This is a genomic window from Brevibacillus reuszeri (assembly GCF_001187725.1).
Taxonomy (GTDB): Bacteria; Bacillota; Bacilli; order Brevibacillales; family Brevibacillaceae; genus Brevibacillus; species Brevibacillus reuszeri.
The window spans coordinates 1,988,414-2,008,039 of record NZ_LGIQ01000009.1; the positions used below are offsets into that span (position 1 = coordinate 1,988,414).

A 19,626-nucleotide genomic window follows, 5' to 3' on the forward strand; every position below is an offset into this window, starting at 1 on the left:
GGTATTTGCTTTGGGCGTTTGTCTTTCGTTTGCTATGAACGGATAGATTTGCGCCATCCCACCAGAAAAAGAATCGGGACTAGCAAAAGCAGGAGCAGGATGGAGATCGTCCAGACGGAATTCAGCAACCAGCTATAATCCACCAGCCAGGGGATTTCCGCCAAGGGCATGTTCTTCATTTGAGCTAAAAGCGGAACCTGCATGGCATCTGCAAAAATGTGCAGGATAATCGGAGCTAAAAGTCCCCATCGCAAGGCTGCCAAGGCCCATAGGACACCAATCAGGAAAGACTCAAACACGGTTCCAACCCCATGCCCAGGAACATGATAAATAGCAAAAATGATGGAAGGTACAATTAGATAAAGCCACTTTGCTCCAGTAGGAAAGGGGGCTTTGCGGTAGACAACCATCAAAAGTGCGAGCGGAATGCCGCGGAAGACTACTTCTTCCCATATCGGATTATGCCAGGTAGCAAATACGAGCAGGTTTGCTTTGCCTACTAAATCGTTTGGGTTCATTTGATTCGTAGAAACCCAGCCTGTAATCGCCTGAAACAAAAATCCACCCGTTTTTGCCAGAATAAAGCCCGCCAAAACGATGAGGAATGCCTCCCCCAGCTTTTTGCGACGGATGAGTGAGTACATTCCTGCCAGATACAGCAGGGTAAACGTCCCAAAAATCAGCCAACCGGGAATTTGTACAAAAAATCTCCAGGTCGATTGCGGCCAAAACAAGAGAGAAACCTTGATGGATTCGGACAAAAAACCACTAGTGATAAATTGCCCCCAGGTAGCGATGAGAGGCAGCAAGAGGAGTATGGACAGCACGACCAGCAAAAGCGGATTCAGGCACATGTAACGGAGTATACTTTTCCACATGAAGATGACCTCACGATTTTAAATATTTTCCTATATCCTCCTATTTATCAATGAAATGGTCTATGGGATTTTCGGTTTCTTCAGATTTATTTCAGAGTCTGAAGAATTTCTTAACAGACAAGATAACGATCCTTAAAAGTCTCAACATGCATTCGTTTCTCCATGAGAAACGGGTGTGGTATGATAGAGGCAAATTACCAGAGTACATATAGAGAGAGCGTAACATAGGAAGGGAGTGTCCAGGATGCAACAGCCACAACTGCTTCATGAAGAAAAAGTTTTCAAAGACCCAGTTCACCGCTATGTTCATGTGCGGGACAAATTTATTTGGGATTTGATCAATTCAGCAGAATTTCAACGGCTGCGCCGAATCAAGCAACTGGGCACCAGCTTTTTTACCTTTCATGGTGGAGAGCACAGTCGTTTTAACCATTCTCTTGGCGTATATGAGCTGATGCGCAGAATTTTGGATACATTTGAGGGACGGATTCAACTGACGTATGAGGAAAAGCTCTTATGTCTATGTGCCGCCTTGCTGCATGATGTGGGTCACGGGCCTTTTTCCCACTCGTTTGAAAAGGTGTTCAAGTACCATCATGAGGATTGGACACGTGCCATTTTGCTAGGGGATACGCAGATTAATCGAATTCTTCGTCGCTTTGACGACGATTTCCCAAAGAAGCTTGCCGAAGTGATTAATAAAACATACGACAACAAGCTGATTGTCAGTCTGATTTCCAGCCAGCTGGATGCGGACAGGATGGATTACTTGCTGCGCGATGCGTACTATACTGGGGTCAATTACGGCAATTTCGAGATTGAACGAATCCTTCGTGTCATGCGCCCGCAAGAGGACGGGATTGTCTTCAAGTTCAGCGGTATGCATGCGGTCGAGGACTACATCATGTCTCGCTACCAAATGTATTGGCAGGTTTATTTCCACCCGGTGACACGAAGTGCCGAGGTTGTGTTGTGCAAAATTTTTCAACGGGCAAAATTGTTATTTTCACAAGGCTATCCGTTCATTCAACAGCCGATCATGCTTCTACCATTTCTACAGGATAAAGTAGAGCTGGCGGATTATTTGGCGCTCGATGAATCGATTATTCTCTTCCACATGCAGATGTGGCGAAAAGAAAATGATCCGATATTGAAAGATTTGTGCTCACGTTTTTTGGACAGGAATCTCTTCAAATACGTCGAATATAATCCAAGGGATTTCCGCTTGCTGGCAGAGCTGAAAAAAGAGTTCCAAGCTGCGGGAATTGATCCTATGTATTATTTGGAGGTAGACACGACCTCTGATCTTCCGTATGATTTTTACCGTGCCGGCGAAGAAGAGGAGCGGATTCCGATTATGCTCCAAATGCCTTCAGGCGAGCTTGTCGAGCTGTCGCAGAAGTCTGAGATTGTACAGGCCATTAGCGGAAAAAGGCGATTTGACTACAAATTGTACTTTCCATTGGATAAAGTCATTGCTTTGCCGGGGGATCTCTCCCGGAAGATTCGAGAACGTCTGGGAGTGATGCAAGATGCTTAATCGTCACGCCAAAATTATTCGCCTGATTGAGATTGCAGGCGTTGTGAGCGGGCGGAAAAAACTGCAGAAAATGGTGTACATAGGGAAACAGCTGGAGATGGATTTCGATGAACGCTACGAATTTCATATGTACGGACCGTATTCGGAGGAGTTGACTCTCCGTGTAGACGAGCTGTGCAACATGGGGCTTTTGGATGAACAGATGGAGAGCAAAGGCGCGATTCATATGTATCGCTACAAGCTGAACGAAACCGGACGCGATTTTCTTCGCTTCCATGAGGTGGACTTTGGCCTCGGCGAGCGTGCCATCCTGCGAATGAACGAGGAAAATTCCCGTTTTCTTGAGCTCGTTTCTACCATCCTCTATTTCAACCATTTGCCGTACGAAGAGATGAAGGGCAAAATTTTCACCTTCAAAAGCAAACAGCGTTATACCGAGGAAGAAATTCAGAAGGGCCAGACGTTTATTGAAGAGTTGCGAGTATTGATGAAGGAAGACGGTACGAACCTGATGTAAGAAGTGAATCGATGACCAGCACGGCGTACGAACTTGTAAGAGTTGAGGTACGTCTTTTTTTTTGTTAAAAAAGAGGGGGGACGGTAGGGTGCAACATACTTGGTGCAAAGGAAAAATGGCGTGGTTGGTGGCGTTTTTCATGGCTTTGTTTCTAATCTCTGGCTGTTCTCCAGCCGAAAGCAATGCTCCTAGTAGGCAAGAGAAAACGAATGCAGTAGCTAGCTGGCCATATCCTTTTGTCAAAATCGAGGGCCGTGTTTATGTCATCCAAACCAGTGGTGAAGGCAAGGTAGCGAAGGAGCTTATCGGAGAACAAATAGGGAGAGTAGAAATGAAGTACGAGTTTGAAGGAGAAGAAGGGACAGCGTCGGGAACAGTCATTGTCTCCAATTATTTGGAGGAGGGCACCAAGCTATATGCCATCAAAGGCGTTGATCAGAGCGCTTCGATTGCGATAGAAGCAGGAGAAGATGAATTTTTCCAAGCTACAGAAGAAGGTGTATTCCAAAAAGAAAAATCGAATTGAAGCAGAAAAAATCGTCAAGACGTTGTCGCCATGTCAGCCATTCAAATGGGCTGACTTTTTTTGTCTCAGGGGGAGCAGGCATAATACGAGCATTGCTCCTTGACAAGTACATAGAACAAACTGAAGCGACTATGGATGAGGAACCACAAGCGACAAGAGGAGGAAGAGGTCGTGGGAATCAAGCAAGTATGGTTGTGGCTGACACTCGTCATCGTGCTACTTCTTACAGCAGTAACGGCATGGAGTGCATCAAGATCACCTGAGATAAAAATTGTTTATGTTTACAGCGATAGCTGTGGGTATTGCACGAGCTTTGGACCAACCTTTGAGAAGGTCATGCAGGAGTACCCCGCAGATATCATCGATCGATTGGATATTAACAAAAAGCAGGGGCTGGATGAGGCGCTCAATTTGGGAGCAGAGGCTACGCCCACGATTATTATCGTGGAAAAGGGGCAAGTCAAAGACAAGCTGGAAGGCGATGTGCCGGAACATCATTTGCGGGAATTTTTGCAAAAAAACATAAATGAATCTCTTTCTAAAAATGGGTAATATAGGTAAAATATCTGAAAAGGAAATGATGGACGAGTGATGATAACCAGATGACACCGTTCATTTCGAATGATAGAACCTGAGTAGGAAGGTGATTCATTGTGAAAAGGAAATCGTTTTTTCTGGCGATAGTATTGGCGGCGGCTACAGCAGCTGGTGGCGGTGTGGGAGAATCATCAACCGTTTTTGCAGCACAGGCGAATCAAGCAGTTAAGGACTATCAAAACCATGTGCATAAGGCAGATATCGAATACGCGATGAAAAATCAACTGATGTGGCTGTTTCCAGATGGGAATTTTCGTCCGGATCAAACGATTACGCAGGCGGATTTGGTTGTGGGGATTGCTCAGGCAAAAGGGTTAACTCAAGGCATAGAGGTCAAGAATATCCCTGCAAATCACTGGGCAAAAACGTATTATGAGAAGGCCGCTAAAGAGGATATTCTCTTAAATGTTGCTATCGATCCGAACAAGGTTTTAACTCGTGAAGACGCAGCATATTTGCTTATAAATGCTTGGGAGAATCTGCGTGGTACCAGAACGGAAAAAGAAATTGAAAGATATAAAAATCAATCACAAGTACAATTCATTGGGAGTACAGGATTTATGATCAGTAAATCAGGAGAACTGCCAAATGGAACACAAACGGCGAAATTCGATAGTAAATCACCAATGACACGAGCAGAAGTATCCTATAGTCTACATAAACTTCATGAGGATACTGTTGGAATTAATGAAGCAGAGATTTTGTTTGGGGAATTTCATAAGAGTTTAAAACTTTCCAATGGTAAAGTAACAGGGGTTATACCAAAGTCTGAAAAGTATTTCTTGGAAATTGCTTTGTACTTAAATGGTCCAAGAGTAAAAGATTATAAAGAGACAGGAAGGTTTACAATTGACGTTTCTCAAGCCTATAAAATGGGAGTTCGCGTTGTCTATAAAGGAAAAGCGATTCCGCAGGCATTATATCAATACACTAAATTACCTACAAGCTTAGACTATGAAAACATACGGCGGTGACTTTAGTGAAAAAAGTCTGTTTAATTCTAATGTCGTGCATCATATTTTTGACAGGACTTAATGAATTTTTATTATTAAAAAATACAGTTAAAGCTGCTGTAAATAGTCCAGAGCTTTATGATGTTGCACCAGGTTTTTTAGATAAGGATAAAAAAGTTATGGACAGCGGTAAGTACAAAATTAATGGGCTAGCAGAAATCGATAAGTACGAACAAATGAATGTCTCTATAGCTGATGTTAAAGTGCAAGGGACAAAAACGGGTTCTGGTCAGGTATTAAATTATACAAAAAACTCCACAACTTCGGACAACGGATATCCAGTAGTAGATCTCAATGAAGCGCGAGCTTGGGCATCTATTTTTAATGGTAATCCTTCGTTCATTTCTTACTCTAACGGGTTGAATGAATTTTATGTTCAACATGACAATGGAGAAGATATTTACACAGGCTACCTCCTCTCCCAAATCGCCGAAATGTCCGGAGGCAGTGGGTTACCGTACACAACCATACCCTACACATCAAGTGAGTATCCGAATCAGCGGTACAAAGGCGTCGTCAACTTCGAAACATCCCCCCAACCAAAAGGGGGGATCGGAATCGGTAGTAAATCCCAATACAAGGTTGGAGACACCGTACAAGTAAATATGTGGGCGGAGGACTTTAGTTTCTTTAACAGAGGAATTAAGGTCCTTAATTATTATATTTACAATGTTGATACACAAGTAACAGAGCATAGCTTTTCCAGTGAAATCAAGAAACACTCTGCCATTACGAATGGTGATTACTCCAAAGGAGGGCCCGGCAATCCTTATCACATCGAAGTATCCGGGCAACAGTACATTTCGACCAAGCCCGGAAACTACGAAGCACGCCTCCTAATAACCGATCTACACGATCGAAATAGCCAGAACGCCTCTTCACTGGGCGGAACAGGGGTACCTTATAAGGTACCCTTTAAAGTTGGCGATGCACCTCCTCCTGATCCAGAAAATCCTGATCCCGGTCCATCATGCACAATTGACAGCTCCAAAACCAAAATGGACATAAACGTAGATGGTGACAAGGATGTAAAAGACTACACGGCTGTTTCAAGCGGAAGCAGCATCGCGGTCGAAAAGAATGCTACCATTAGCATTTTTGCAAAAAAGCAGGGAACGTTCAAAATGGATGGCGTAGAAATGCCTACGTATAAAGGCGATCGAAAAACAGGGGTAAAAAGTGTCGGGTCTTCTGGATCATACAAAGTGGTCTATACCTCAGACGATGGAACTGAGTGTTGGGAAAAAACCTTTACTGTTATTAACAAAGGCGGCGAAGACAAATGTCCGATCATCACGCTTTCTAACGCCACCGTTCGCAATGGAGATACGATCGAAATTTTTGCGACAGACAAGCTATACTTCCATGCGAAGTATACGGACAAAGACGGTACAAGTGGACCTGCTCTTGTTATGTGGGATGTCACTAGACCAAATGGTAGTGTGGTTACGTTGCCAGGCCAGTACGATGACAGAGACAGATGGCGCCCCTACAACTCAGAAAAGCTCAATCTTCCATGGGGGAATGGTCGAAGTCCAGACGATGTGGTATTTGAAAGAGGAAAGACGTATAAAATCAAGCTGAATTATTCTCAAACCGATTGGGATAAACGTCCAGAGTGTAATTGGGAAATTACGATTAAAGTCAGAAATGTTGCCTGCGAAATCTCGGATCAGAATGCACTCAAAGCTCAGGTATACGGCAATCCGCCGAATCCATTTTCACCTGCTGGTGACGAAGTTTATCAGCAGCCTGGGGGCAAGCCATCGACATTGTACTACGACGTGTACTTCAAGTGGTTCACCATGATAAACGCAGATAGCTATGATACAAACATGCGCTTTTCGGCCAATGCACCCGGCACATGGTATTTGCTCGAAGGTGATAAGAGGACCGCGTTAACAGGCAAATTAGCAGCAAACGAACAATTTGATCTCATAATCCCAGCCGACTTGGCAGAGTCTTTTGGTGAAGTCTTGCTAGAGTTTGAATCTGACAAGGGCTGCCTTGAGCGAATCGCTTTTACTGTGAAGTCAGATCGCAAATGCTACAACATCCTCGTTTCATCAGAAGTCTCGGTTTCCGACCAAAAGTGGTCGAAAGAAATCAAGCGAGGCGAAACCATAGAGCTTTCAGATGCTGACTATGAAGGCAACTACAGGTTTAGTGTGTTCACATCAGGAGACACGCACTATCTCGTGAATTGGTTCGATCCAGACGATAAAAAATGGAAGTGGAAACGAAACGGCCAAGACCTTGGTGCTAGTAGGAACGCTCAAAATAAACATCATATTTACTTCCCGACAGATACAAATAAACGGTTACTCGAAGGTCTGTACATGGTAGAAGTTTATGACAAAGAAGGATGCTCTGGATTTTTCTTTGTCAAAATTGGAAGCTCTCCGCTTGAAGGGGAGAATCTCCTCATCATAAAAAGTAGCTTTACGATTACACCGAATAGTCCACAAGAGGCGGGAATAGAAGCTACGATTACGTTTGATGTAAAAAATGAAGGTAAACTGAGCCACAATACAAAACTTGCGGTACGCTGGGAAAGCTCAGCAAAAGAAACGGTACTGGATGTCAACGAGTTTAAGCCTGGGGAAATTCGCAAGATTACGGTTCCGACTCAGTATCCGCAAAAATCCGAGAATTTCATTGCGAATATTAATCCGTCCAAGAACCTCCCGGATAACGAAACGATTTGGTCTGATAATCGTGCTCTTTGGCCAGTAAAGGTTGTTGGTGGCGGAGATCCTGAGCTACCGGAGCCGAAGCCTCCCGATCCGCCTGATCCAGAAGGCCCTGGTGGTGATATGGATGGCGGAGAAATCGGACTGGAAATCTACGATGCTGATAATCGGCAGCTGCAAAAACTGCAGGTCAATGTAGATGGGGTATGGGAAAGAGAGCCTGCCCGAATTCGTGTTGTGATTGACCAGACCAAAATCAATGAGGGCTTTCAAAGAGTACAACAGGAGATCAATAAGAGCATTACAGACTACAAAGCATTGCTGGAGCAATCCGCGAGTGGAGAAAACATCGAAAATGTATCGGTCACAGCGACCCCAGGCTGGATTGCAGATGCAAAAAGCATGGCTGTGTACTCTCCGGCATCCCTTGATTTACGTGTGAGTGGACCTGGCACTCCGCAGCAGTGGCAGGTGAGCAGTACTTCTACGGGCGGTGACTACTTGTACACTGGAACGATTGTGCCGACCCAAACGACCTGGCGGCAAGTCTTGCAATCTGAAAAATATAAAGCAGAGATTAACGGATTTGTTATCACGATGAACTACAGTATTCGCTTCGATTTGTCCTATGAGATGTGTACAACCGATGAGGAAGAGAATAAGACGTGCAAGCCGAATCAAATTTCGAAAACGATGACAGGTCGCTATACGATCACGGTAAAAGGGGGAGAGCGGCCATTCGAAGTATTTGAGCCGAACGCGACTGGCTCGATTCATCACACGGAGGAATGGAAGGAGTACCACTCCAGGGACCGGTATCCAAACAGCCAGTCCAACGACTTTTACGCCGGAGAGCGAATTTTGGCGCAGATTGAATTACAGCCGCGTCATCGCCATCCTGTCAGCAATCAATATCCGGTCATTACGGCTTCACAAGCGTGGATATCGGAAACGGGCCTGAGACAGACCTCGCTGCAATCCTTGCTGTCCTTGCGAGCGATTTCTCCGCAGCTTTGGAAGGGACCTACCTACTCAGCCTCCAAGCTGGGAACTAGAGAGCAGGGGGTAGATATCCCGCTGATGGGTGACAAGCAGCACGGCTTTAAAAAGGATGCAAGCTATGCGGTCTACTACCAGGTGCATTTTCGCTTCGATGTGAACAAAGGCTTTCCCTATCTCAATAAAAATGCTGGAAAAGGTCATGAGCTAAGCGATTATCATTTACCTTTCCGAATCATTGCAAATGCATGGGAGCGCCAGGGAATACGTAATCATACGACCCAGTAAATATGTTTGCACCCCCTATCTGTCTTTTCCTACTGTGAAGAGAGTAAGAGGAAGAGGGGGTTTTTTTGTGAGAAACACAGTCAAGCGAGCGTTATTTCTTGTACTTATGCTCGTTCTATGCTGGGGAAATTCGGCCCCGTTAGGATGGGCCGAAAAGAGTCATTCGATAGTCGAAGAGGTGTGGGCTTGGGTGGAGAATGGAGAGCTGCGGATACAAGCTGCGCTTGCCAGCACCCAGCCCAAAATCCTGCTTACAGTGATCCAGGATGATGAGAAAAAATCCCTGACGCTTCGAGAGGAATCACGATTATCGGTAGCTATCAATCCATCCAGCACGGGTCCATTGAGCGTACAGTTACGACTGTCCTCCCAGGAGAAGCCAATTGGCGATTGGCAGTTGACTGTACCCGAAACAGTGAACGTAAGTGACAAGGGATTGACAATCAGGGAAGAATCCTGGGATAAAAAAGCCGCCAAAAAGGAAGAAGCTATAGAGCTGATTGCAAACGAGAATGCAGATGAAGAGCTGAACCGAGACACTGATGAAAATGGTGATGGGACAGAGGGCAACGAACAGCAGGGCTCTATACAGGAATGGGCAGATGACTTTTACGATGAGTTCACGGTAGAGGATAAGTCCAATGAAGCTGCTTTACGGAGCAGAGCTGTCATCTTTGAGTTGGAGCCCAACGATACGTTTGGAAAAGCAGATTGGCTGTTTGACGGGAAGGATGGCCGAGGCAGGATCGCCAAGAGTGGCGATGTAGATATGTGGAAGATCAAGGCAACCAAAGACGGCATGATGAATGTTTCGCTACGGGAGATTCCACACGGACAGGATTACAATCTGTATGTATACAACGCAGAGCAAGAAGAAATGGGCAAGTCGGAAAAATCCGGGAACAGTGATGAGAGTGTAGAAGGTATTGCGATCGAAAAGAACAAGTGGTACTACGTGAAGGTAAGCGGCAACGGAAATTCGTATCACAAAGACTTTTACTATGTCATACGTGCGGATGTACTGGCTGATCAAGAAAATGGCAAGGTAGACGAATATGAACCAAACAACACGATTCAAACCGCGTATGAATTGCCTTCAGATTACAGCGCATCATTGATTGGCAATCTTCATAGTCGGACAGATGTTGATTTCTATCGCTTTTCATTCAGCTTGGCTTCGACGCTTTTTATCGACCTGAAGGACATGCCTGAGGGGATGGATATCGATTTGTACTTGCTGGATGAATCCGGGAAGGAATTAGCCAAGTCGGAAAAGCCAAAAAACGCAAACGAGCAGATCATTTTCAATACAAATCCAGGTACGTACTTGATTAAGGTGATGGCGAGCAAGCGCTCTGGTTTTACTCCGAATTCGTACAAGCTCACTGCTGTAGCCAAGACCATTCCGGTCATTCTGATTCCGGGAATTGGGGGCTCGCGTCTGGAAGCAGAAGAGGGAGGAAAAACTACAGAAATTTGGCTGGGACTGGGAGATAGTCTTGTCGGCATCAATGATCCGAAGCATCGCCGATTGCTGTCCCTTGAACCAATTCGGCCAAACAGTGTTGATGTAGGGCCGAGAGAACAAGGAGTCACTATTTATCCAGAACGGGCCGATGAAGGGTTTAGTGCTATTGAATATTTGTCATACTCACCCCTTGATCCAGTACGAAATATGACCGAACAGTACTACAGTATGGTGAAAAAGTTGGAAAAGACGGGATACCGAAAGCACAGAACGATATTTGCCATGCCGTATGATTGGCGGTATAGCAGTACAAAGAACTCCACCTATTTAAAAGAAAAAATCGATCTGGCTTTGCAAAGGTCTGGAGCACGTCAGGTTCATTTGGTTGTTCACAGCATGGGGGGATTACTGGTCAGAGAGACGTTATTGTCCAATGTCTCCTATCAGTCCAAGGTCAATCGAATTGTTTACATGGGGACTCCGTTTCTAGGTTCTCCGAGAGCGTATCAGGCAATCCGCTTTGGTTATAATTTCTCGATCCCATGGATGGCTGAGGATACAGGCAGGATCATCTCCGAGTACGCGCCAGCTGTTTATGAGCTGTTGCCCTCCAAAAAGTATTTTGAAACGGTTAGCTTTCTGAAAAAGAATCGAAATGATCTGTACACCTATGACGAATTTTTGCAGGATAAAAAAGTTCAACTTGCCTATGCGCCTCTTGTAAAGCAAGGCGGGCTGCTGCATGAGAAATGGGAGAACAAAACGATCAACGTTCCACAGTATTCCATCATTGGAACAGGTCAACCGACCTTTTTAGGCTATTGGTTCGATGCCTATCACAATGAATGGGCCCCTTATTACGACACGGGCTTGGGAGACGGAACGGTACCGTATATTAGCGCCAATTATGCGCAAAAGGACATCAAAAAACGTTACTACGTAGCTGGAGAGCATGCCAAGCTCCCGACCATCCCTGAAGTGATCGAGCAAGTCACACAGCTGTTAAAGGGAGAGGAAAAGGTGCAGCCTGGCCTCCGAAATGCTGCTACGAGGAAAGCGAACTATCTCTATTATGTAATTTCTCAGGAGGATAGGGATTTTCCGAGAATTACTTTTACAAAATCAGGGCGGACGATGACGCTTGATCCAGAGGAAAGGGAAATATCGGAGGATTTGTCTATCGAGTATCACAACCGTATCGCAGTCATTCGTGTTCTGGATGACGAAGAGATTGAGTTTGCATCGCCTGCACCACAAGTGGACAAGCCAACTCCGCGCTATTTCATCGACCGTTTTTCGTCCGACGATTCTAAAGCCTATCAAGAAACCGGTAGACGCTATATCTTGGACGAGGCTGGTCTGACAGAGGTAAGCAATGAGGAAGCGGCGTAACCAAGAGAGGAAAATGAATCATGGATAATCTGTTTGTCTGGCTGTTTTTGGGACCGTTTGTATATTCTATCGAGCTTGGTGGACCGATCATCGGGTTATTGGTGGGTGGCTATTTACGGGCGATTTTCGGATTTCGTTTTTGGATGATTCTGGGGGCTACCTTTGCAATCAGCTTCCTGTACTACATGATTGTTGTTCCATCGAATACGATGCTTGGTGCTTTACTACTGGTGAAAGCACTAATGGCAATCCACTCGGCTTTGCTTCTAACCTTTCTCTTATGGATTTTCGATAAAATTTGGAATCGCTATCGGAAAAAAAGTGACCAAGAGCCCACGGAACAATAACTGGGCACATAGGTAAATTGCGTCGTTGTAGGATTGCGAGTAGAATATAGAAAGGAGAATTTTTGTCTGGAGGGTGTATAACATGGATATTTTTGATAATAAAAAAGGCGGTTTTACGATCATGAGTGGTAAGACCGATGTACATGGCGGCTTTGGTCAAGGTGTATTGGATCTGAATGCTGTTTCCTCGGTCATTATTGACGGTGATGAGGCTTATATTGACATGGGTGCTTTGCATGCAAAAAGTTCAGTAGAAAAAGGCATCAAATGGACGACCAATAAAGAAGAAGTACCGAACGGAAAGCCTTATTGGCTCGTTTGGGTGACGGTTGACCGGAATGAAGCAGGACCTTATTACGCTGGGGCAACAGCATGCTACATGGAGGTTGATCGCGAAGCGCGTCGAGGCTACAAAATCTTGGCTGACCATGTGAATCGTATGGATTACTCCATGAAACGTCGCATTATGCTGTCTGATCTGGGCGACAAAGAAAAGGCTGCATTAAAAAAGCTGCTGATCGAAAACAATGCAACCATGTATGAGAATTCAAGTGAGGAATTAAAGCAAATTTTGTCCTAAACTTGGAAATCGTGAACGGTATGTGAACAAATGGTGAAATCAATTGTTACCAGTATTGAAGTCAGGTAAACTTGATTTCATATCTGTGTACATGTACACTGGGTCAACAAACAGGGAAAGAGCCGTCACTCTTTCCCTGTTTGCGTTCAACGAGCTCTAAAATGTAAACGGTTACTCAGGCTATTTTTTCAGGTCATGCTTTCTGCGTTGTGCGTAAAAACTAATGGGGCTATAACCAAACTGTTTTTGACGGAAGGGGCGGTACCCATTGAACGAAGATCCCCGTGCACAGGAAGTCGATAACGATCATTATGCCAAGTACGGCGGCGTCCATTTCCGCTCGCACGTAGCACCAGTAGAAATAAACAACTTCATTCGCAAGCTTCCTGCCGGAAAAAGGGAAAGCTTGTTTGAAGTGTTGGAGCAATTGGACAAGGCAGGGTTGATTACGATTGTCAACGACCATGTTTTTGCCGATGGCGATGGCATCGTTGGCGGTGGAGAAACGCAATCGTTTCAATAAAAAACACACTTGCCTCATCACGAGAAAAGGGACGTGTCACATGCACACGTCCCTTTCTTCTAATCCGACGGCTTCCACCAGCTGCCCATTCGCTGCCAGAAGGTAGAAGAATCGGGCGGCTTTAATGGAGTCGGGGCTTCATTTTCTGGCAAATGATCGGTGCAGTATTCCTGCGGCTCTGTTCCACTCGCAAAGTAGAACAATTGAGGTGTTGGACAATGCTCGGTAGCAAGCTTGCCTGACTGGGCATCAATGTAGACAGAGACAATTCCTGCTGGCATGTCAAAGAGTGCAGGAGGTTGCCCCTTTAATGCTGCCTCCATGAATTGTGCCCAGATTTTCTTGGATAAATAGCCTTCTTTTACGTCGTCCACTTTTTGGTTTTTGTCGTAGCCAACCCATACCGTGGAAACAAGCTGTGGAGTAAAGCCGCTAAGCCAGGCGTCATAATCTGTGGACCCTGTTTTTCCCGCGACAGGACGGTTAATTTCATTCGCAACGCGAAAACCGGTGCCACCTCGTTCAAATACGCTTTGCATCATATTTACCAGCAGGGCAGAGGCGACCGGATCGGCCACTCGCGTTTTCTCCGGCTTTTCCTCCACCAGAATATTGCCTTGATTGTCCTCAATGGAAGTAATGGCAATTGGCTTCACAGCCTCCCCTTTGTTGACGATCGCGGCATAGGCAGCATTCAGCTCCAAGGGAGAAACGGGTGACGTACCCAATGCAAGCGAGGGAACAGCCTGCAAATTGCTCGTGATCCCGAGACTTTTCGCTTCGTCCACAACCTTTTGTGGACCCAAGAAATCAATCGTTTTGACAGCGTAAATGTTGTCCGAGGTTTTGATTGCTTCCCGCATGTTGATCATGGCATGGGCATATCTTCCACCAAAATTGCTGGGAATGTATTGCTTGTTCTGATCGTACGTAAACACAGTCGGTTCACTTTTCATCAGCGTGAGCGGGGTATAGCCATTTTGCAAGGCAGACAAATACATAATCGGCTTGAAGGAAGAGCCGGGTTGTCTTTTGCCCAGTACGCGGTTGTACTGGCTTGTTTTGTAATCTCGTCCGCCAACCATGGCTTTGATGTAGCCCGTATCCGGGTCCATAGCGATCAATGCGGCTTGCAAATTGGGTGAATCCTTAGGCAATACGGATGCAACAATCTCCTCTGCCTTCTTTTGCATGACGGGATCTAGCGTCGTATGAATTTTTAGCCCCCCGTGAATAAACAGTTCTTCGTCGATGCCGTATTTATTTTTCACGAGGCTGGCTATGTAATCACGGAAATAAGGCGCTTGCTCTGCCAAATTTTCATTCGTTCTCTCCTTGAGCTTGATGGGTTCAGCAAATGCCTGATCTGCCTGTTTAGAGGAGATCATTCCGTCTCGTTCCATCGAGTCGAGAATGAGCTTTTGCCGAGATTTTGCCCGCTCAAAGTCATTAAAGGGCGAATAGTAGGTCGGTCCCTTTGGAATGCCTGCTAACATCGTACTTTCGGCAAGGGACAAATCTTTTGCATTTTTGCCGAAATACGTTTGCGCTGCTGCCTGTGCACCATACGCGGAGTGACCGTAATAAATCTGATTCATATACATTTCAAGAATTTCATTTTTACTGTAATTGAGCTCCAGTTGAATGGACAGGAGCGCTTCCTTGATTTTCCGGTCCCATGTTTTGTCCAGGGTCAAGTAAAGGTTACGTGCCAGCTGCTGCGTAATCGTACTGGCTCCCTGACGCATGTCCATGTTAATTACATCGATGTAAGCAGCCATAGCCAGACGCTTCCAGTCAAAACCGTAATGCTCGCGAAACGACCTGTCCTCGATGGCAATTGTGGCATCGATAAGTGCAGGGGAAATCTCTTGTATCGGGACTAAAATGCGATTTTCACCACGGTGCATAGTATCCAGAACCTCGCCATTGGAGGCGTAGATGGTCGTTGTTTGTTTGACAAAGGTTTCTGGAAGTGGCTGTGAGCGCAGGTACAAAATTAACAGCAAAATAGCAAATGACAAGCATAATAGGCTGAGTATGAAAAATTTTACGAATTTCTTGGCCCAGCGCAGATAACGCAGCAACGGAGCCTCTCGAATGACTTCCATTGTGCCTACCCCTCCTTTCTTCCGATTGAATCCATAAATCAGGACATACTAAATCGCAGGATAGTTTTAGTATGGGTCACTTGCAGGCTGGATAAACTTGCCTCGCTGCAAAGAAGATGATTGTATCAAAAAACCAGGTACACCATGGCTTTTATCGGAGTAGTATTTGCACGGATCGGGAATAGAGATTGGTTAAATTAAAGTCTGGACAAAAAAACCTTGCTTTTTGTTAGACAGCATCTATAATTTTCTTGTTATATGGTATTTTCATGCGGTTACTTGAAGGAGGTTACATAACCATGAATATGGAATTGTGGTACACCGAAAAACAAACGGAAAATCACGGCATTACAACGAAAATTACGGATACCCTATACAGTGAAAAATCCGAGTTTCAGCAAATCGATGTCATTACTACCAAGCAGTTTGGTCGCATGTTAGTACTCGATGGCATGGTTATGACCACTGATGTCGACGAGTTTGTTTACCACGAGATGATTTCTCACATTGCCCTTAATACTCACCCGAATCCGAAAAAGGTTCTCGTAGTAGGTGGCGGCGATGGCGGTGCAATCCGTGAAATCGTGAAGCATGCATCCGTGGAAAAAGCAGTTCTGGCTGAAATCGACGGTGGCGTAATTGAATCTTGCAAAAAATACTTCCCTGAAATTGCAAGTGCATTGACTGGCAATCCGCGTGTCGATGTACAGGTGATTGATGGTATTAAACATATCCATGATCACAAAGGCGAATACGATGTAATCATGGTTGACTCTACAGAGCCAGTAGGACCAGCAGTAGGTCTGTTTGAAAAAGGCTTCTACCAAGGCATTCATGACGCCCTGAAACCAGACGGAATCATGGTAGCGCAAACTGAATCTCCATGGTTCAACCGTGAGCTGATCAAGCGCGTATTCAAAGACTTGAAATCCATTTTCCCGGTTACTCGTCTGTACACTTGCAGCATTCCTACGTATCCATCCGGACTGTGGAGCTTCACCATCGCTTCCAAACAGCACGATCCATTGGAAGTAGATGCATCTAAAATCAAAGATTTGAACACCAAATACTACAACGCGGAAGTTCACCACGCAGCATTCAAGTTGCCAAACTTTGTGGCTGAGCTGACTCGCGACTAGTTGGAGGAGGACGAGTGAACATGCGTTTTGACGAAGCATATTCCGGTAATGTCTTCATCCGTAGTCACGGGAACTACGAAGAGAGTCAAGCTGTCATTTATGGCATGCCAATGGACTGGACAGTGAGTTTTCGTCCAGGGTCCCGTTTTGGCCCAACTCGTATCCGTGAAGTATCCATCGGACTGGAAGAGTACAGCCCGTATTTGGACAGGCTGTTGGAAGACATCAGGTATTTTGATGCTGGCGATATTCCACTTCCTTTTGGAAATGTGGAAGGTAGCCTGGATGCGATCCGTACATTCGTGGCAAAAGTTCTCGAAGACGGCAAGTTTCCTCTTGGACTAGGTGGAGAGCATCTCGTTTCCTGGCCTGTATTCCAAGCGGTTTATGAAAAATACAAGGATATGGTGGTATTCCACTTTGACGCGCATACTGACCTGCGTGACAACTATGAGGGATACCAATATTCCCACTCCACGCCAATTAAAAAGGTGTGCAACCTGATTGGTGGAAAGAATGTTTACTCGTTCGGGATTCGCAGCGGAATGAGAGAAGAGTTCGAGTGGGCAAAAGAAAACATGCACTTGTACAAATACGATGTACTGGAGCCAGTGAAGCAGGTGTTGCCTACCATCGGCAATCGCCCGATTTACTTGAGCATCGACATCGACGTACTAGACCCTGCACATGCGCCAGGTACAGGTACAACAGAAGCGGGTGGCATTACGTCTCGTGAGCTGCTCGATACCATTCATTTCATGTCCAACAATGGTGCAAACGTGATTGGTTGTGACCTAGTGGAAGTAGCGCCAGTTTACGATCACAGCGAGATGACACAGATTGTGGCATCCAAAATCGTGCGCGAGCTGCTCCTTAGCTTTGTAAAATAATGATGATGTGAATAAAGCCTCCGGTTTTTGTATGGAAACCGGGGGTTTTTTTACGTGTAAGAATTTATAAGCGAGGCGCTTATGAATTCTGGAGCGCATGATAAGCTACTGCTGAACGCGGTCGCTCCTCCTCGAGGAAGCCTCGATAGGGGTTTTCTTATACATTCCTGTCGCTATTGGTCAGGACGATTAGTCTGGTTCCCTAACTTCAAATAATTTAACAAACATTTTTGTTTACAAAGTATATAAAAGGAGTTAAAATCTTATCTAAGAAAATGTTTCCAAATGCTTTTCAGGTTACCGGGGGAGTTGTTTGAATATGAGAGAGGTTTTTGCCCACGTCCAATTTCGAAAGCTGTTCTTCTCGAATCTTTTTTCGGGTTTTGGTCAAGGGATGACGATGATCGGTATTGCCTGGTATCTCGTCGAAACAACAGGATCTGCACAGCTGCTTGGCTCCACTATGTTTACTTCAGCGGTATTAATGTTTTTTATTGGACCTTATCTCGGGACTCTGATTGATCGCTTCTCCCGTAAAAAAATGCTGCTCATTGAAAACATGATCGGATTTACTGTGTTGTGTTTACTCGCCATCTGGGGATTTTTCGGAGATTACGCGGAGTGGATGCTCATCGTAATTTATCTCGTCACGACATTTATGTACCAGATTCATTACCCGGCTCAATCGGCACTGGTGCAGGAGACCTTTGCGCCAAAGCATTACAATGACATCAACAGCCTGCTGGAAATTGAGGGGCAGACTGCCACGGTACTGGCAGGGGGCGTTTCCGGGATTTTGCTCAGCAATTACGGACTTCATGTGGTCATTTTGTTTAATGCGTTCACGTACCTGTTTGCCTTCTGTCTATTGTCGACGATGAAATATACGTTTACGCTGGAGCGGGAAGCAAAGCTGAATCAAGGTGTATCCTGGATCGGACAGCTCGTACAAAGCTGGCGGTACATTCAGGAAAAGAAAGGCTTCCTCATCTTTGGAATTTCGGCTTTGATGCCGTTTATCGCGGTCATGGCCAGTAATTTGCTGAAGCCAGTGTATGTCAGTCAGACGCTCAAGGCAGATGTATCGACCTTTTCACTAGGGGAAATGGCATATGCGCTGGGAGCTGTCAGCGCAGGTATCCTTATCTCTCTCGTCGTGCGAAGAATGGGACAATTGTCAGCAATGATTGGCAATACGCTGCTGTTTGCTATCGTCATTATCGCAATGGTTGCCTTGCCATATGGCTGGGCATTGATTACGGCGTACATGGTCTACGGCTGGTGTAATTCGTCGGTCAGACTGATTCGCCAATCGCTTTATATGAAAGTTGTGCCCAAGCAGTTTATGGGACGAGTCATGAGCTTTTTCAACTCGATTGGTATGATGATGCGCTTGATATTGATCGGACTGTTTACCGTCATGATCGATTACACCGGTGCGGGAATGGGCTATCTTGTCTTGGCAGGCTTGCTGCTGCTCGCTGCATGGGGTGTAGCTGCAACGATGAAATATTTGCTTGCGGATGCAGAAGCACAGGCACAGGCTGCGGTTGCAAGCGGAGAGTGATGATCGTACAATGGACGGATATATAGCTGCTAGCGGTAGTACAGAAAGTGGAGTGTGGAGACAGATATGCAAGATGTGCAAATCAAACTGACAGCCAAACACCTTGTAGAGGGCAACTGGGACGCGTCCACCCATCACTACGAGGGAAAATGTGTACAAAAGGCAACGTCCTGGTACGTCACCTACAAGGAGCACATGGAAGGTGCAGGTGAGGTCAGTACAACCTTAAAGTTGTCGGATAAAGCATTAACATTGATTCGCCAAGGTGGCGTTTCTACCAGACAGCAGTTTGAAAATGGGGTAAGTACGCAATCCACCTATCAAAGTCCCTATGGTCCTTTTGCCATGGAGACGCATACGAACAAGCTGCGCGTTCAGTATGAGAATGAGCTGCCTGTGTTGATAGAAATCGCGTACCAGCTATGGATGAACGAGCAGTACAGTGGTGAGCATGAACTGCGAATAGAGCTAGGAAAATAAGCCGCCCTTGGCAAGGGCGGTTTTTTACACGTACAATAGGAGTACTCGCGGCTGGATGTGGAAGGGGGATTTTGTCAG

Annotated in this window: 16 protein-coding genes; 14 read left to right on the forward strand and 2 right to left on the reverse strand. The window is 45.5% G+C overall.

Going from position 1 to position 19,626, the window contains the following annotated elements; translation table 11 throughout:
* Positions 1-32: 32 nt before the first annotated feature.
* Positions 33-878 (reverse strand): CPBP family intramembrane glutamic endopeptidase, encoded by an 846-nt coding sequence (locus ADS79_RS23720; protein ID WP_049740812.1) that lies wholly within the window; start codon positions 876-878, stop codon positions 33-35.
* Positions 879-1,122: 244 nt separating this feature from the next.
* Between ADS79_RS23720 and ADS79_RS23725 the strand changes: the two genes are divergently transcribed.
* The 10 genes from ADS79_RS23725 (at position 1,123) to ADS79_RS23770 (ending at position 13,361) form a co-directional block, all read left to right on the forward strand.
* The gene (locus ADS79_RS23725) at positions 1,123-2,418 is read left to right on the forward strand and encodes an HD domain-containing protein (protein WP_049740813.1); all 1,296 of its coding nucleotides are present in this window, start codon (positions 1,123-1,125) and stop codon (positions 2,416-2,418) included.
* Positions 2,411-2,935 (forward strand): YwgA family protein, encoded by a 525-nt coding sequence (locus ADS79_RS23730; RefSeq protein WP_049740814.1) that lies wholly within the window; start codon positions 2,411-2,413, stop codon positions 2,933-2,935. The genes ADS79_RS23725 and ADS79_RS23730 overlap by 8 nt, the downstream gene beginning before the upstream one ends.
* 88 nt (positions 2,936-3,023) lie before the next feature.
* Positions 3,024-3,461, forward strand: a complete 438-nt coding sequence (locus ADS79_RS23735) for a hypothetical protein (protein WP_049740815.1) — start codon at positions 3,024-3,026, stop codon at positions 3,459-3,461.
* A gap of 171 nt (positions 3,462-3,632) precedes the next feature.
* Positions 3,633-4,013 (forward strand): thioredoxin family protein, encoded by a 381-nt coding sequence (locus ADS79_RS23740; protein WP_236700063.1) that lies wholly within the window; start codon positions 3,633-3,635, stop codon positions 4,011-4,013.
* Between the two features lie 101 nt (positions 4,014-4,114).
* Positions 4,115-5,032, forward strand: a complete 918-nt coding sequence (locus tag ADS79_RS23745; RefSeq protein ID WP_049740817.1) for an S-layer homology domain-containing protein — start codon at positions 4,115-4,117, stop codon at positions 5,030-5,032.
* A 158-nt stretch (positions 5,033-5,190) separates the two neighbouring features.
* Positions 5,191-9,051 carry an ABC transporter permease gene (locus ADS79_RS23750; protein ID WP_236700064.1) on the forward strand — a complete coding sequence of 1,287 codons (3,861 nt, stop codon included), beginning with the start codon at positions 5,191-5,193 and terminating at the stop codon, positions 9,049-9,051.
* Positions 9,052-9,118: 67 nt separating this feature from the next.
* A complete protein-coding gene (locus tag ADS79_RS23755) occupies positions 9,119-11,911 on the forward strand; it encodes an alpha/beta fold hydrolase (protein WP_236700065.1) in 2,793 nt (930 codons plus the stop codon).
* A 20-nt stretch (positions 11,912-11,931) separates the two neighbouring features.
* A complete protein-coding gene (locus ADS79_RS23760) occupies positions 11,932-12,258 on the forward strand; it encodes a hypothetical protein (RefSeq protein WP_049740819.1) in 327 nt (108 codons plus the stop codon).
* 82 nt (positions 12,259-12,340) lie between these two features.
* Positions 12,341-12,838 carry a YwhD family protein gene (locus tag ADS79_RS23765; RefSeq protein ID WP_049740820.1) on the forward strand — a complete coding sequence of 166 codons (498 nt, stop codon included), beginning with the start codon at positions 12,341-12,343 and terminating at the stop codon, positions 12,836-12,838.
* Positions 12,839-13,106: 268 nt separating this feature from the next.
* Complete coding sequence (locus tag ADS79_RS23770; protein ID WP_049740821.1) at positions 13,107-13,361, forward strand: hypothetical protein; 255 nt, start codon at positions 13,107-13,109, stop codon at positions 13,359-13,361.
* Positions 13,362-13,420: 59 nt separating this feature from the next.
* Here the strand turns inward: ADS79_RS23770 and ADS79_RS23775 are convergent, their stop codons facing one another.
* Positions 13,421-15,472: a transglycosylase domain-containing protein gene (locus tag ADS79_RS23775; protein WP_049740822.1), complete on the reverse strand. Its 2,052-nt coding sequence runs from the start codon at positions 15,470-15,472 to the stop codon at positions 13,421-13,423.
* A 305-nt stretch (positions 15,473-15,777) separates the two neighbouring features.
* Between ADS79_RS23775 and speE the strand changes: the two genes are divergently transcribed.
* The 4 genes from speE (at position 15,778) to ADS79_RS23795 (ending at position 19,548) form a co-directional block, all read left to right on the forward strand.
* Positions 15,778-16,611, forward strand: coding sequence for a polyamine aminopropyltransferase (gene speE, locus ADS79_RS23780; protein WP_049741125.1), 834 nt, complete (start codon positions 15,778-15,780; stop codon positions 16,609-16,611).
* A gap of 20 nt (positions 16,612-16,631) precedes the next feature.
* On the forward strand, positions 16,632-17,501 hold the full coding sequence (gene speB, locus ADS79_RS23785; RefSeq protein WP_049740823.1) for an agmatinase: 870 nt from the start codon (positions 16,632-16,634) through the stop codon (positions 17,499-17,501).
* Positions 17,502-17,820: 319 nt separating this feature from the next.
* Positions 17,821-19,068: an MFS transporter gene (locus tag ADS79_RS23790; protein WP_049740824.1), complete on the forward strand. Its 1,248-nt coding sequence runs from the start codon at positions 17,821-17,823 to the stop codon at positions 19,066-19,068.
* 66 nt (positions 19,069-19,134) lie between these two features.
* Entirely contained in the window at positions 19,135-19,548 is a 414-nt protein-coding gene (locus ADS79_RS23795) for a YwiB family protein (RefSeq protein WP_049740825.1), read from the forward strand.
* The last annotated feature ends 78 nt before the right edge of the window (positions 19,549-19,626 follow it).

What these genes read in the sequence shown, in the direction of transcription:
- ADS79_RS23790 (WP_049740824.1), top strand. Translation starts at nt 17,821, where the DNA reads ATGAGAGAGGTTTTTGCCCACGTCCAATTTCGAAAGCTGTTCTTCTCG.
- ADS79_RS23750 (WP_236700064.1), top strand. Translation starts at nt 5,191, where the DNA reads ATGGACAGCGGTAAGTACAAAATTAATGGGCTAGCAGAAATCGATAAG.
- ADS79_RS23730 (WP_049740814.1), top strand. Translation starts at nt 2,411, where the DNA reads ATGCTTAATCGTCACGCCAAAATTATTCGCCTGATTGAGATTGCAGGC.
- ADS79_RS23765 (WP_049740820.1), top strand. Translation starts at nt 12,341, where the DNA reads ATGGATATTTTTGATAATAAAAAAGGCGGTTTTACGATCATGAGTGGT.
- ADS79_RS23720 (WP_049740812.1), bottom strand. Translation starts at nt 878, where the DNA reads ATGTGGAAAAGTATACTCCGTTACATGTGCCTGAATCCGCTTTTGCTG.
- speE (WP_049741125.1), top strand. Translation starts at nt 15,778, where the DNA reads ATGGAATTGTGGTACACCGAAAAACAAACGGAAAATCACGGCATTACA.
- ADS79_RS23775 (WP_049740822.1), bottom strand. Translation starts at nt 15,472, where the DNA reads ATGGAAGTCATTCGAGAGGCTCCGTTGCTGCGTTATCTGCGCTGGGCC.
- ADS79_RS23760 (WP_049740819.1), top strand. Translation starts at nt 11,932, where the DNA reads ATGGATAATCTGTTTGTCTGGCTGTTTTTGGGACCGTTTGTATATTCT.
- ADS79_RS23795 (WP_049740825.1), top strand. Translation starts at nt 19,135, where the DNA reads ATGCAAGATGTGCAAATCAAACTGACAGCCAAACACCTTGTAGAGGGC.
- speB (WP_049740823.1), top strand. Translation starts at nt 16,632, where the DNA reads ATGCGTTTTGACGAAGCATATTCCGGTAATGTCTTCATCCGTAGTCAC.
- ADS79_RS23725 (WP_049740813.1), top strand. Translation starts at nt 1,123, where the DNA reads ATGCAACAGCCACAACTGCTTCATGAAGAAAAAGTTTTCAAAGACCCA.